Source organism: Rhizorhabdus sp. GW822-FHT03C02 (genome assembly GCF_058801765.1).
This window is the reverse complement of record NZ_JBXANN010000014.1, coordinates 63,268-76,417: the sequence shown is the minus strand read 5'-3', so window position 1 is coordinate 76,417 and position 13,150 is coordinate 63,268. Positions and strand designations below refer to the sequence as shown.

At 67.4% G+C, this 13,150-nt stretch carries 8 protein-coding genes; 3 read left to right on the top strand and 5 right to left on the bottom strand.

Features of this window, described 5'->3' with window-relative positions:
* Nucleotides 1-34 precede the first annotated feature (34 nt).
* From AC1RM6_RS26005 to AC1RM6_RS25985, 5 genes are all read right to left on the bottom strand, one after another.
* Nucleotides 35-1,174: a hypothetical protein gene (locus AC1RM6_RS26005; protein ID WP_493106725.1), complete on the bottom strand. Its 1,140-nt coding sequence runs from the start codon at nucleotides 1,172-1,174 to the stop codon at nucleotides 35-37.
* Nucleotides 1,175-1,441: 267 nt separating this feature from the next.
* The gene (locus AC1RM6_RS26000) at nucleotides 1,442-2,785 is read right to left on the bottom strand and encodes an amidohydrolase (RefSeq protein WP_493106718.1); all 1,344 of its coding nucleotides are present in this window, start codon (nucleotides 2,783-2,785) and stop codon (nucleotides 1,442-1,444) included.
* Between the two features lie 28 nt (nucleotides 2,786-2,813).
* Nucleotides 2,814-6,095 (bottom strand): TonB-dependent receptor, encoded by a 3,282-nt coding sequence (locus tag AC1RM6_RS25995; protein WP_493106717.1) that lies wholly within the window; start codon nucleotides 6,093-6,095, stop codon nucleotides 2,814-2,816.
* Nucleotides 6,096-6,579: 484 nt separating this feature from the next.
* The gene (locus AC1RM6_RS25990; RefSeq protein WP_493106716.1) at nucleotides 6,580-7,248 is read right to left on the bottom strand and encodes a flavin reductase family protein; all 669 of its coding nucleotides are present in this window, start codon (nucleotides 7,246-7,248) and stop codon (nucleotides 6,580-6,582) included.
* Nucleotides 7,245-8,021: a GntR family transcriptional regulator gene (locus AC1RM6_RS25985; protein WP_493106714.1), complete on the bottom strand. Its 777-nt coding sequence runs from the start codon at nucleotides 8,019-8,021 to the stop codon at nucleotides 7,245-7,247. Before AC1RM6_RS25985 ends, AC1RM6_RS25990 begins: the two co-directional genes overlap by 4 nt.
* A 237-nt stretch (nucleotides 8,022-8,258) precedes the next feature.
* Here AC1RM6_RS25985 and AC1RM6_RS25980 point away from each other — a divergent pair, with 237 nt between their 5' ends.
* The 3 genes from AC1RM6_RS25980 (at nucleotide 8,259) to AC1RM6_RS25970 (ending at nucleotide 12,995) form a co-directional block, all read left to right on the top strand.
* Nucleotides 8,259-9,461: an ABC transporter substrate-binding protein gene (locus tag AC1RM6_RS25980; protein WP_493106712.1), complete on the top strand. Its 1,203-nt coding sequence runs from the start codon at nucleotides 8,259-8,261 to the stop codon at nucleotides 9,459-9,461.
* Between the two features lie 181 nt (nucleotides 9,462-9,642).
* Nucleotides 9,643-10,512 carry a branched-chain amino acid ABC transporter permease gene (locus tag AC1RM6_RS25975; RefSeq protein WP_493106710.1) on the top strand — a complete coding sequence of 290 codons (870 nt, stop codon included), beginning with the start codon at nucleotides 9,643-9,645 and terminating at the stop codon, nucleotides 10,510-10,512.
* Nucleotides 10,509-12,995 (top strand): branched-chain amino acid ABC transporter ATP-binding protein/permease, encoded by a 2,487-nt coding sequence (locus tag AC1RM6_RS25970; RefSeq protein WP_493106708.1) that lies wholly within the window; start codon nucleotides 10,509-10,511, stop codon nucleotides 12,993-12,995. Before AC1RM6_RS25975 ends, AC1RM6_RS25970 begins: the two co-directional genes overlap by 4 nt.
* Nucleotides 12,996-13,150 lie beyond the last annotated feature (155 nt).

The window sequence follows — 13,150 nt, the reverse complement described above, 5'->3', positions numbered from 1 at the left end:
GCGGTGGCGTGCGCCTGGCGGCGCACGATCGCCGTCAGCCGAATTTCTCGATCAGATATTGCGAGCTCCACGTGTTGTTCGCGAAGCTTGCGAAGACGAGCTGCGCGCGCGTGTCGAACCGGAGCTGCTTCGCCAGACCATCGCCGATCGCGGCGCCGGCGGCGAGCTGGTGCGGGTTGAAGGTGTTGCGCACCGCGGTCAGGGCCTTGAGCGTAAACGCCTTGTCGCCCTCGCTCATCGTCGCGGGCAGCCCCGCGCCATAAGGCGTGCCGTCCTCGATCAGCTTGAGCAGCCGGGCGAAATCGTCGGGCTGGAGCTTCACCCATTCGCGCTTGTCGGCCATCGCCTGCGGTTTCAGGATCGTCGCCATCGCCCAGACGATGCCGCCGGTCAGGCAGAGCTGCGGCCGGTCCATCATCTGCGGAACCGCGGCGATCTGCGGCGCCAGCAGCGGGGCGACGGTATCGCCGTAAAATTCGAGCGAGCGCGGGCCGAAATCGTCGGTGCGGGTGGCCGGCCAGCGCTGCTTGACCGCGCCGGCCATCGTCTTGGTGCCGAAGGCGGCGGAGAGATCGAGGAAGCGGCCCTTCCGGCCGCGGCGATCATAGACGCCGCCCTTGGTGTTGCCGCTGCCGATATCGACCAGCAACACCTTGTCGCGGCGCATTTCCGGCACCACCCAGTCGAAAGTCAGCCGGGCTTCGCTATGGGCATCGACGACATCGATATCCAGGCCGGTCCGGGCCTTCATCCTGCTCCGGAGCTGGTCGATCAGCGACGCCGAGTAGCTCATCACCCCGCTGGAGATGACGACCGCGATCTGCTCGGGCGGGATGCCATATTTATCCTTGAGCTTGCCCATGAAGCCGACGACGCCGTCGATCGTTTCTTGGGCGATATCACCTTCCGCACCGGGACGGAGCGGGCTGGCGAGGGTGGAAAAGGGGTCGCCCGATCGTTTCGGCGCCATCCGCTGGAAACCCGAGAGACCCTCGGCGGCGGCGATCTTCTGCAGGTCGAACTGAAAGGCAGCCACGGTCATCCCGCTCGCCGAAATCTGGATCATCCCATAGGATTTCTCGCGGCTGGCGGCACCGAAGGCCCGTTCCGGCCATAGGCCCAGCGCGGCCGCCGAAGCGACTCCGCCCAGAAAATCTCGCCTGCCAGTTTCCATGCGGGTTTGCCCCCTCGCCCATGGACGGTCGCTCGCAAATCGAGCCCCCGACCGTCCCCCGATAGCGATGGATCATGGCGTTATTGTTACTTTGGCGCAACGACATGATTGTAAAATCGGCGGAAATTCGGGGCGGGCGGCGGCCGGACCTCGAAGAGCAGACTCAGGAGAGCCGTATCGGCGCCTGTCGGGCGACGTCCGGGATGAAGAGCGTGGCGACCGCCCCGACCCGATGCCCATGGCGCCCGGTCGGGGCGGCGGAAATGCTCAGGCCGGGAACGCCCCTGCCGCGACATTGCCCTTGTGGAGCACCAGCGTGCGCGGGGGCTGGCGGGCGACGGTCTCGGCCGAGCAACTGGCCGGCACCAGCACGATGTCGGCGGCGTCGCCGGGTTTCGGCCAGAGCCGCTCGCCGGTGGAGCTCAGCGGGATCGGGCCGCCGGTGGCGATCCTGAGCGACTGCGAGATCGTGAGCTCGTCGCTCCAATGATAGAGTTCGCAGGCGAGCTTCGCCTTTTCGAGCACATCGCCGGTGCCGAACACCGACCAATGGTCCATCAGGCTGTCGGTGCCGGTATAGACCGGAACGCCATGCGCCATCAGGATCGGCACCGGCATCATCCGCGACCCGAACGGCAGCGTCGAGGCGATCGAGAAGCCGTTCTTCGCCATCCGGTCGGCCAGCTCGGCGACCTCGGCATCGCCGATCGACATCAGTGAGAAGCAATGGCTGATCGTGATCCGGTTCTTCAGCCGCGGCTCGCGATCGGTCGCGTCGAGCATGTAGCGGATCGCGGCGATCCCGCTCGCGCCCGGCTCGTGGAGGTGGATGTCGACCTTCTTGTCCTTGTCGAGCGCGATGCCGAGCATAGTGTCGAGCGATTTCTCCATGCCGCCGTCGAGGGTGGTCGGATCGATGCCGCCGACATGGGTGGCGCCGGCGTCCATCGCCTGCGCCATCAGCTTTTCGATATGCGCGCTGACGAAGCCATGCTGGGGGAAGGCGACGATCTCATAGCCGAAGGTCGCCTTGCGCTGGTCGAGGGCATGTTTGAGCCGCTCGACATGGCCGACGCCGCTGACCGGATCGACATTGCACTGGCCGCGCGCGAAGGTGGTGCCGTTGGTCTGGAGCAGCGAGACGATCCGCCCCGCGCGATATTCCAGCGTCGGCAGCAATTCGGGGAGCAGCTTCTGCTCGAGCAGGATCTGGCCCTGGATGCCGTTGGTGCGCTTGCGCGGCGCCACCCACGGCCCGCCATAATAGGTCTTGTCGAGATGGATGTGCATGTCGCGAAAGGCGGGCAGCATCAGCAGCCCCTTGGCGTCCTGCACCGTCAGGCCGGCGGGCACCGGCGCACTGGCGGGGAGGATCGCCTTGATCCTGCCCCTGTCGATGATCACCGTCGCCAGTTCGGTGCGGGTGCCCGAGACGCCGTTGGCGTCGCGGTCGTAACCGGTCTCGAGCCGGACGTTGCGCAGCGCGAGGCTGGCGCCGTCGGCCGACGGCGTGGGGTCGGCCGCGAGGGCCGGGGAGATCGCCGTCGCCGCGCCGGCCGCGAGGGTCGCGGCCAGCAGGGTCCGGCGGGTCATGTCGGTGCTCGAACTCATCTCGTCATCCTCTCGTGGCGAACCCATCTCAGAACTTTACCCGTGCTCCAACCTTCATCTGCCACACCGAGACATTGTTGAAGCTGGTCGCGGCGCGGCTGGTGAAGCCGGTATATTCGTAGAAATTGCCCTGGGTGGAGCAGACCCCGGCGAACTGGCAGTTGCGCGCGGCGACATTGGCCGAGACATAGGGCGAGGCGATCTGCTGAATCACGCCCCATTTGTTGTTGAGCAGATTGCCGAGATTCTCGATGTCGAGATAGACCTCGGTCTTGACGTGGCTGTTGATGAACGCCGGCAATTCCTGGCTGATCCGCATGTCGATCTGGGTGACGTGCGGCGAGCGGAAGGCGTTGCGCGGGGCGATGCCGCCGGCATAGTCGATCAGCCCGGTCCGCTTGAGGAAGGCGTTGAACGCGTTGAGATCGAAGCCCGACGCATAGCGCACGATCGGATCGCTGGTCGCGGTCACCGCGCCGTTGACCGCGGTCGGGACATAGACGAGCTGGCGGTTGCGCGCGGCGATCGATCCGGCCTCGCCGACCAGCGTATCGGCGACCGCGGTGTTGGCGGCGACATCGAAGGTGTAGCTGAACGGCGATCCCGAGCGGCGCTGACCGAACAGCGAGATGCGGGTGCGATAGTCGCCGAACAGCTTCTTCTCATAGCTCGCGACCAGCTTGGTCAGGTTGCGATATTCATAGTTGGAGGTGGCCAGCGGCGGATCGTTCGGATCGGCGGTCGCCACCCCGCTATAGTTGGACGCGGCGACGGTGGTGATGCCGGGGTTGACGTCCTTCGACTTGATGATCGTGTGCGAGAACTGCATGTCGAGCCCCTCGAGCGGGCCGGCGCGCCACGCCTTGCCCAGCGCGAAGGCGATCTGATCGGCATGGCCCTTCGAGGTGTTGGTGACGAGGATGTCGGCGCGGTTGTCGCGGGTGCGCAGGAAAGTCGGGCGGCCGTCGGGGGCGTTAGGGCCCTGGTTGGCGGCGCCGTAGAGTTCGTACCAGGCGACCGCATCCTGCACCGAGCTGTGGATATATTCGCTCGCCAGCCGCCAGCCGTCGCCGAAGCGGCCGAGGTCGAAGCTCTTCTGGACGCCGATCGACGCCTTCCAGGTCGACTGCGGCTTGAAGTCCTTGTCGAGCGCGTTGATCAGCCCCTGGCCGAGCGAGGCGCTGGCGGTGTTGAGCGCGAGTATCCCGCCATTGACCGCGGTCGCGCTGACATTGCTCATCGCGGCGAGGCAGGCGGCCGAGGCGCTGGCGTTGCGGGTACAGTTGACGTTCCCGAGCGCGAGGCCGGTGTTGTAATAGGTGTTGGCGGTCCACACCGTCGGCGATCCGCCACCGAACAGGCCGACCCCGCCATAGACGGTGAGGGTCGGGTCGGGCTTCCAGTTGAAGCCGAAGCGCGGTTGCAGCAGATGCTTGCCGTCGAGATTCTCGCTGTTCGAGATGCCGTAGCGGGCGGTGACGATCGGGTTGGTCGGCGGCGCGTCCTTCTGGTCGTAAAAGTCGTAGCGCAGGCCGGCCTTCAGGGTCAGCCGCGGGGTCACCGACCATTCGTCCTGCAGATAGAGGGTGTTGGTGGTGGTGTGGAAGGTGAAGGAAGCGTCGGCCTTGTCGTTGCTGGGCGCGTTCGAATAGCTGAGCGACGAGGCGATCCGCGCCTGCAGGTCGGCGATCGAGTTGAAGGTGTAGGCGCCGTTGGCGTTGACCACGAACTGGTCGTAGATTTTCAGCGTCTCGCGCTCATAGCCGCCGGTGATCTTGTGCGATCCGGCGCTGTAGGTCGCCTTGGCGCGATATTGCTGGAGATAGGTGGTCAGCGCATTCGCCTGATAGGCGGCGTCGGTGCCGGCATAGATGCTGGGGCCGGTGGTGGTGCCGTTGAGGAACACCCGGAACTGGGCATAGTCGGCGCCGGCCAGCGGCTGGCTGGGATTGTCCATCTTCTTGTACGACGCCGACAGCTCGGTCGAGAAATTCTCGGTCCAGTCGGAGAAGAGCTGGCCCTTGTAGACCCACAGATTATTCTGCCGCTCGACCCATTTGGAGAGCAGCCCCAGCGAGGTGCTGCTGCCGGTCAGGACGTTGCCGTTCGACTGGATCGTCGATCCCTTGGTCTGCTGGTACGACACGACCGCGCGCTGGCCGTCGGTGATGTTCCAGTCGAGCTTGCCGAAGAATTTCTCGTCCTTGCTGGGCAGCTTGGTCGCCTGATAGCCGAGCGGATCATAGCCATAGACGTTCTGGATGATCTGGCGGACCTGGTCGGCCTGGGCGGCGGTGACGCCGGGCACCTGGTTGGCGAAGCTCGATCCGGTCGGGCCGACCAGCGAGGGTTCGCTGCGTTCGAACTTCTCATAGTTGAAGGTGAAGAACAGCCGGTCCTTGATGATCGGTCCCGACAGGGTCGCACCATAGGTCTTCTCGTGGAACTTGCCGCCGAGCACCCGTTTCTGATCGGTGCCGTCCTGGAAGTCGGTATATTCGAAATCCTTACCCTGGAGCTGCTGGCCGGTATATTCGAAGAAGGCGGTGCCGTGGAACAGGTTGCCGCCCGACTTGGTGGTGGCGTTGAGGGTGCAGCCGCCGAACTGGCCGTAATTGACGTCATAGGGGGCGAGCTCGACCCCGAGCGTTTCGACCACGTCGAGCGAGATCGGCGAGCGCTGGGTCGGATAGCCGTTCGCCTGCAGCCCGAAATCGTCGTTCTGGCGGACGCCGTCGATCGTCAGCGAATTGGTGCGGTTGTTGGCGCCGCCGCACACCAAAGCGTCGCTGTTGGTCGGATCGATCGCGACGAACGGGTTGATCCGGGCGAGATCCTTGAGGTCGCGGCTGATCGACGGCGCGGTCATGATCTGCGCGGCCGAGAAGTTCGAGCTGGGGCCGGTCTTGAGCCCCGCACCGCGCACCGTGGCGCCGGTGACGACGATCTCGGCGGCCTGGTCCTCGATCGCGAAGTCGAGCTGATAGGCGTCGCCGGTGTTGATCGCGGCGACCTCGACCGTGCGCTTGCCCGACGGCGCGCTGGCGGTGACGCTGTACGGGCCGCCCGGGCGCAGGTTGCGCGCGGCGAAGGCGCCGTCGCCGCTGGTCACGACATTGGTGGTGGTGCCCGAGGGGACATGGACGATGGTGATCGGCACGCCGGCCATTGGCGCGCCGCCGGCATCGGTCAGCCGGCCGTTGATCGACCCGGTGATGATCTGCGCGTGCACTGCGGACGGCGCGGCGAGCATCGCCAGGCTGATCGCCCCGAAGGCCGCACCGGACGCGTATTTCCACGGACGTGTCATGTCGAACCCCTTTATCGAACCCGCCCGGCCTGCTGCCGCACCCCCTATCGGTGCCGCCGGTCTGCCCCTGTGCAGCCGGCGAGAGCGTCATCGCAGTGCAACAATAGGTTCAACTCCGTTCATCATCCAAGCAAAAATCGTCAACGATTTAAAAATAATTCGTAAACGTTGATTTTGTCGAGGGTTAACGGATGTGGGGAGGAGCTTGGCGGTGGCGAAAGCCGCGGAAAAGCGTCGGTCGGAGGCGGTTGCGACGATTCGTTTCGCGAATCGTTGACGATTCGTGGGAATGCGCATGGGGGCGACGGCATTGGTCAGAGTCGCCCGGCCAGCACCCAAAAATCGCCGTCATGCTGAACTTGTTTCAGCATCCACCGTGCGACGGGGGAGCGTTCCCGAGTATGAGAGTGGATGCTGAAACAAGTTCAGCATGACGGTGATGGGGGAGGGGAGGCGCCTTCTCGCGGAGCAGCCCAGGCCAAGCCTACATCGAATCGATCGGCGTCTCGCGCACTTCCGCCACCCCGTCGCCCTCGAGCGAGAAGCGTTCGCGGGTGTTGACGTAGAAGCTGGCGCCGAAGCGGGCGACCGGGAAATAGGTCTGGAGGTTGACCCGCCAGGCGACCGGATCGACCAGCCCTTCGCGGGCGTGGAGGTGGAGCACCTTGCCGAAGAAGATATAGCGGCTGTCGGTCTCCATCACCTCCCACAGCACGCATTCGAACGCGACCGGCGCCTCGGCGATCCGCGGCGGGGCGACCCCGAGCGAGGAGGTGGGGGTGAGCCCGACCAGCGCCAGTTCGCTCTGGTCGGGGGGCAGGCTGACCCCGCAGCCATGCATCTGCGCGGCGATCGCCTCGTCGGCGATATGGACGACGAATTCCTTCGATCGCAATATGTTGGCGGCGGTGTCCTTGAGCGCGCCGTCGGTCAGCCGGTTGACGCTGATCATCACCAGCGGCGGGTCCTCGCCGAGCATGTTGAACATGCTGAACGGCGCCGCATTGACCACCCCGTCGGCGTTGATGCTGGTCACCAGTGCGATCGGCCGCGGCACGATCAGGCTCGCCATCAGCTTGTAGCGCTGATAGGCGCTGAGCGCCCCGAAATCGACATGATCGGTGGGCGGGAAGGGTGGTTCGGCGGCGATCATCCGAGGTTGAGCATCTGCGCGAGCGACTGCGCCGAGGCTGGCCGCTGCAGGATGATGCTGTCCTCGAGATGCCGCAGATGCGCGGCCATTTCGGCGCGGGCCGAGGCGACGTCGCCCTTGGCGATATAGGCGACGATCTTGCGATGCTCGGCATGTTCGCATTCGGCATTGCCCGCCGGTGCGTAGAGCGCGACGATCAGCGAGCAGCGCGACATCAGCTCGGTCAGATAGGCGCTGAGGATAGGGTTGCCCGCCAGCGTCGCGATCTTGAGATGAAAATCGCGCGCGCGCTGCGCCCAGGCGGGCTGATAACTGTTGTCGAGCGTCTCGCGCTCCTTGTCGATCAGCGCGTCGAGCTCCTCGATCGGCTTGCCACCGTGCCGCATCACCGCGATCTCGACCAGCGCCATTTCGAGCGCGCGTCGCGCCTCGAAGATCTCGCGGGTCTCCTCGGGGGTGGGGGCGGCGATCACCGCGCCGCGATTGGGGCGAAGCTCGACGATCCGGTCGTGCGCGAGCCGCTGGAGTACCTTGCGGATCACCGCCCGGCTGACCCCGAACAGTTCGCACAGAGCCGGTTCGGGCAGCTTGGTGCCCGGCGTCAGCCGCTGGTTGAGCACCCCGTCGAACACCGTCTGGTAGATCTTCCGTTCGATATCGACCGCGGCGTCGGCGTCGGCCTGCGATGCCACCGGAGCGGGCGCCTCGGCGCGCGGCTTGGGCGGGCGTCCGCGCGTCCTGCGCGGGGCCGGGGCGTCTTGATCCGAGTCCATGTCCAGCATCTTCCGTTCCATCTGTCATGCCTTTCGCGGGCGACGCTTTGCACATCTGCCCGAAACCATCCTCCGGCCGGATCGACGCGGCTGCGGGACACGCCGTCGATCCGATGATGTCACCTTATGGGATCAAAAATCGTAAATCAATAAATAATAAAATCGTTGACGATTTGTCGTAAATAATGTTTCTGATCGCCAACGGCAAAGTCCGACAATCCTGCTGAGGTGCGAATCATGTTCGATCCTTCCCGCCGAGCCATCATCGCCGCGATCCTGGGCGCCGCCGCCACCGTCGCGGTCGGCGGCTGCAAGCGCAACGGCAATATCCGGATCGGGCTGATCACCGCGCTGTCGGCACAATCGGCGCGCGCCGGCGAGGCGATCTCGAAGGGGCTGACGATCGCGATCGACGAAATCAACGCCGCCGGCGGGCTGCTCGGCGGGCGGATGCTCGAGCTGGTGCGCCGCGACGACGAGAGCAATCCCGCCAAAGGGGTGATCGCCGCGCGCGAGCTGATCCACAAGGAGGGCGTCGCGATCCTGTTCGGTGGGCTCGACACGCCGGTCGCCCGCGCGATCGTGCCGGTCGCGACCGCGGCGAAGATCCCGTTCGTCGTCCCCTGGGCGGCGGGCACCGCGATCACCGCCAACGGCACCGATCCCAATTATGTGTTCCGGGTCTCGGCGGTCGACGAGCGGGTCGACCATGCGATGGTCGGCTTCGCCAAGGCGCGCTATGCCGCGAAGAAGCCGGGGATGATCCTGCAGAACAACCCCTGGGGCGAATCCAACGCCAAGGGGCTGGCGACCGCGCTCGCCGCGGCCGGCCTGCCCGCCGCCGGTTACGAAAAGTTCGAAGGCACCGATGTCGACATCACCCCGCAGCTGAGCCGGCTGCGCGCCGCCGGCGCCGACGTGCTGATGATGGTCGCGACGGTCGGTCCGTCGGCGCAGGTGGTCAAGTCGCTCGACCGGATGGGCTGGGACGTGCCGGTGGTGTCGCACTGGGGCCCGGCCGGCGGTCGCTTCGGCGAACTGGCGGGCGCGCATGCGTCGCGGGTCAAGTTCATCCAGACCTACAGCTTCTTCGGGACGCCGTCGCCCGAGCGGGCCAAGGTTCGCGATCGGGTGATGGCGGCGCTCAAGGCGAGATATCCCGAGATCAAGGGCCCCGAGGACGTCACCCCGGCGGTCGGGGTCGCCAACGCCTATGATGCGATGCACCTCGCCGCGCTGGCGATCGCCGCCGCCGGATCGATCGACGGCGACGCGATCCGCCAGGGCTTCGCCAAGGTCGACGGCTATGACGGGCTGATCAAGCGCTACGACAAGCCGTTCGCCGGCGGCGGCCATGATGCGCTGACCGAGACCGACTATATCTGGGCGCAGTTCGAGGGCGATCATATCCGGCCGGTCGCGCCGGCGCCGGCGGTTTGAGCGGGCGCGTGATGGCGCATCGACATTCGCACGTCCCTTATCCGTCACCCCGGACTTGTTCCGGGGTCCACCGGGCAACGAGCGCATCGATTTCGAGCGGAGCGCTACCGGTCCAGTGGACCCCGGAACAAGTCCGGGGTGGCGATTGGGGTTTGGCGGGCGATCGTCAGGGTGCGCACCCATGATCGCCGCGATCCTCGGCGGGCTGGCGCTCGGCAGCGTCTATGCGCTGATCGCGCTCGGTTTCCACATCACCGCGTCGGTGTCGGGGGCGATGAACTTCGCGCAAGGGTCATGCGCGATGCTCGGCGCGGTCGCGACGCTGATGCTGGTCCAGGCCGGGCTGCCGATGGTCGCCGCGATCCCGGTCGCGCTGATCCTCTGCGGCGGCTATGGCCTGGTCGTCGAACGGATCGCGGTGCGGCCGTTCCTGGCGCAGCGGTCGGATGCCTGGCTGATGGCGACGGTCGCGTTCGGGCTGGTCACCGATAATGTCGCGATGATGATCTTCGGCGCCGAGCCGCGCAGCCTCGGCTCGTCGCTCGCCGAGGGCACGGTGCGCCTCGCCGGCCATGATCTGGGCGTCCACCCGCTCCATTTGCTGATCCCGCCGGTCGCGATCGGGCTGGCCGCGCTGCTCGACCTCGTCCGCCGCCGCACGCTCGGCGGGATCGCGATGCTCGCGGTCGCGCAGAACCGCGACGCCGCCAGCCTGGTCGGGATTCCCGCCGGCGCGGTGATCGGCATCGCCTTCGTCATCGCCTCGATGCTCGCCGGCGTCGGCGGGATCATGATCGCGCCACTGCTCAACGTGCAGACCGACATGGGGATGATCCTCGGCCTCAAGGCGTTCGCCGTCGCGATCCTCGGGGGGCTCGGCAGCGCCTGGGGGGTGGTGATCGCCGGCCTGTTGTTCGGGGTCGGCGAGGCGCTTGTGACGCTGGGCCTCGGATCGGGCTTCACCCTGATCATCAGCTTCGCGGTGGTGATCGCCGCGCTCGCGGTGCGCCCCGACGGGCTGCTCGGCCGCGCCGCGGTGCGCAAGATATGAGCCGGCTGCTGCTCGCCCCGGCGCTCGCCGCCGGCCTCGCGCTCGCCGGGCTGGCGGGGGCGCTCGCCGCGGCTTTGCTGCTCAACGATTATTATGTGTTCGTGCTTGGCCAGATCGCGCTGCTCGCGCTGGTCGGAATCGGGCTCAACCTGCTGATCGGCCTCAACGGCCAGATCTCGTTCGGTCATGCCGGCTTCTATGCGATCGGCGCCTATGCGGTCGCGATCGCAACCTCGCGCTACGGGATCAGCTTCTGGATCGCCTGGCCGGTCGGCGCCGCGGTCGCGGCGGCGCTCGGGGTGTTGCTGGCGATCCCGGCGCTCAGGGTGAAGGGCCCCTATCTGGCGATGGTGACGATCGCCTTCGGGCTGATCGTCGAGCAGGCGCTGATCGAGTATGAGCCGCTGACCGGCGGCCAGAACGGCATCCTCGACATCCCCTCGATCCATCTCTTCGGGATCGATCTCGGCGATCGCGGTGCGGTGGCGATCGCGCTGCTCGCCGCTGCCGCCGCCTTCGTCGCCGCGCGCCGGATCGCCGCCGGCCCCTGGGGCGCGGCGCTGCGCGCGGTGCGCGATTCGGACGTCGCGGCGGCGTCGATCGGCATCGATCCGGTGCGCATCCGCATCGCCGCCTTCGCGCTGTCGGCCTTCTGCGCCGGGCTGGCCGGCGGGCTGTTCGCGCCGATGGCGGCGTTCGTCACCCCGCAGAGCTTCGGTTTCTCGCTGTCGATCATGGTTGTGCTGGTGGTGGTGATCGGCGGGGCGGGGACGCTGTCGGGGCCGATCCTCGGCGCGCTGATCGTCGGCCTGCTGCCCGAGATACTGTCGGCGTTCGAGGCCTATCGCACGCTGGCTTACGGCCTGCTGGTGCTGGTGGTGCTGTGGGTGGCGCCGGGCGGCGTCGCCGGTGCGCTCGCCCGGCTGGTCGGGATTCGGACCGGGATCGGTCCCGCTCCCGCACGGATCGCGCTGGCCGCGGCGCGCCCGCGCGCCGGGCTGAGCGCGAGCGGTCTCGCGATCGGATTCGGCGGGGTGCGCGCGGTCGATGGGCTCGACATCGCGGTCGTCCCCGGACGGATCACCGCGTTGATCGGGCCCAATGGCGCGGGCAAGTCGACCGCGCTCGCGATGCTGAGCGGCTATTATCGCCCGCAGGCCGGGGCGATCGCGATCGGCGATGCGCCGCTTCCGCTCGGCCGCGCCTTCGGTTTCGCCCGCGCCGGGATCGCCCGCAGCTATCAGAGCTCGGCCTTGTTCGGGAGTCTCAGCGTCGAGGCCAATGTCCAGCTGGCGATGCGCAAGGGGCGGCCGGGCGGGCTGTTCGACCGGGCGCTGGCCGACCGCAGCGACGAGCGCGCCGCCGCGCGTGCGCTGCTGATCGCCTGCGGCTATGCCGGCGATCCCGCCGCGCTGGCCGCCGACCTCGCCCATGTCGACCGCCGGCTGGTCGAGATCGCGCGCGCGCTTGCCACCGATCCCGACATCATGTTGCTCGACGAGCCCGCCGCCGGGCTGTCGCAGGCCGAGAAGCGGGCGCTGGCCGAGCTGCTGCGCGCGATCGCCGCTACTGGCATCGGCATCGGCCTGGTCGAACATGATATGGGGCTGGTGATGGGCACCGCCGACGACATCGTCGTGCTCGCCGCGGGCATCCCGATCGCGCACGGCACCCCGGCGCAGGTCCAGGCCGACGAGGCGGTCCGCGCCGCCTATCTCGGCAGCGGCCCGGCGCGGGCGCCGCGCGTCCACCTTGCCGACGCGCGCCCGCGCGCCGACCTGCTGCGGCTGGGCGCGGTCGGTGCCGGCTATGGCGCGGCGCCGGTGCTCGACGATATCTGGATCGACATCCAGGCCGGCGAGACCGTCGCGCTGCTCGGCGCCAATGGTGCGGGCAAGTCGACCCTGATGCGGGTGCTGTCGGGGCTGCTCGCGCCGGCGGCGGGCGACCTGCTGTTCGAGGGGCAGCGCGCCAATGGCTGGGGTGCCGCCGCGCGCGTCCGCCACGGCATCGCCCTGTCGCCCGAAGGGCGGCAGGTCTTCCCCGAATTGTCGGTGCGCGACAATATCCGCCTCGGCGGCTTCACCCGCCGCGCGGGCGCCGCCGACCGGCTCGAGGCGATGTTCGATCGCTTCCCCGTGTTACGCCGGCTGATGCATCGCCGCGCCGGGCTGTTGTCGGGGGGCGAGCAGCAGATGCTCGCGATCGCCCGCGCGCTGATGGCCGAGCCGCGGCTGCTGCTGCTCGACGAGCCCTCGCTGGGGCTTTCCCCGAAGGCGACCGAGGATCTGTTCGACCAGCTCGACCGGCTGCGCGCCGAGGGGGTGGCGATGCTGATCGTCGACCAGATGGCCGATGTGGCGCTGGCGATCGCCGACCGCGCTTATGTGCTGAGCGGGGGCCGCATCGTCGCGCAGGGGCCGGCTGCGGAGGTCGCGGCGGATCCGGCGCTGGCGGAGAGCTATCTGGGCGGGGCCGGTTGAAACGGGCGGCAGGCAAGATTTGGTGCGCTGCCGTTGAAACCGCATCCTGAACGTGTTTCAGGATCTACTCTTCCTCTCGGGAACGGCCCCTTGTCGCACGGTGGATGCTGAAACAAGTTCAGCATGACGAAGTTAAAGAGAGGCGCGAAAAAGGG

Excerpts from the sequence above, each read along its gene's own strand:
- AC1RM6_RS25980 (WP_493106712.1), top strand. The coding sequence starts at position 8,259 with ATGTTCGATCCTTCCCGCCGAGCCATCATCGCCGCGATCCTGGGCGCC.
- AC1RM6_RS25985 (WP_493106714.1), bottom strand. The coding sequence starts at position 8,021 with ATGGACTCGGATCAAGACGCCCCGGCCCCGCGCAGGACGCGCGGACGC.
- AC1RM6_RS25990 (WP_493106716.1), bottom strand. The coding sequence starts at position 7,248 with ATGATCGCCGCCGAACCACCCTTCCCGCCCACCGATCATGTCGATTTC.
- AC1RM6_RS26000 (WP_493106718.1), bottom strand. The coding sequence starts at position 2,785 with ATGAGTTCGAGCACCGACATGACCCGCCGGACCCTGCTGGCCGCGACC.
- AC1RM6_RS25975 (WP_493106710.1), top strand. The coding sequence starts at position 9,643 with ATGATCGCCGCGATCCTCGGCGGGCTGGCGCTCGGCAGCGTCTATGCG.
- AC1RM6_RS25995 (WP_493106717.1), bottom strand. The coding sequence starts at position 6,095 with ATGACACGTCCGTGGAAATACGCGTCCGGTGCGGCCTTCGGGGCGATC.
- AC1RM6_RS26005 (WP_493106725.1), bottom strand. The coding sequence starts at position 1,174 with ATGGAAACTGGCAGGCGAGATTTTCTGGGCGGAGTCGCTTCGGCGGCC.
- AC1RM6_RS25970 (WP_493106708.1), top strand. The coding sequence starts at position 10,509 with ATGAGCCGGCTGCTGCTCGCCCCGGCGCTCGCCGCCGGCCTCGCGCTC.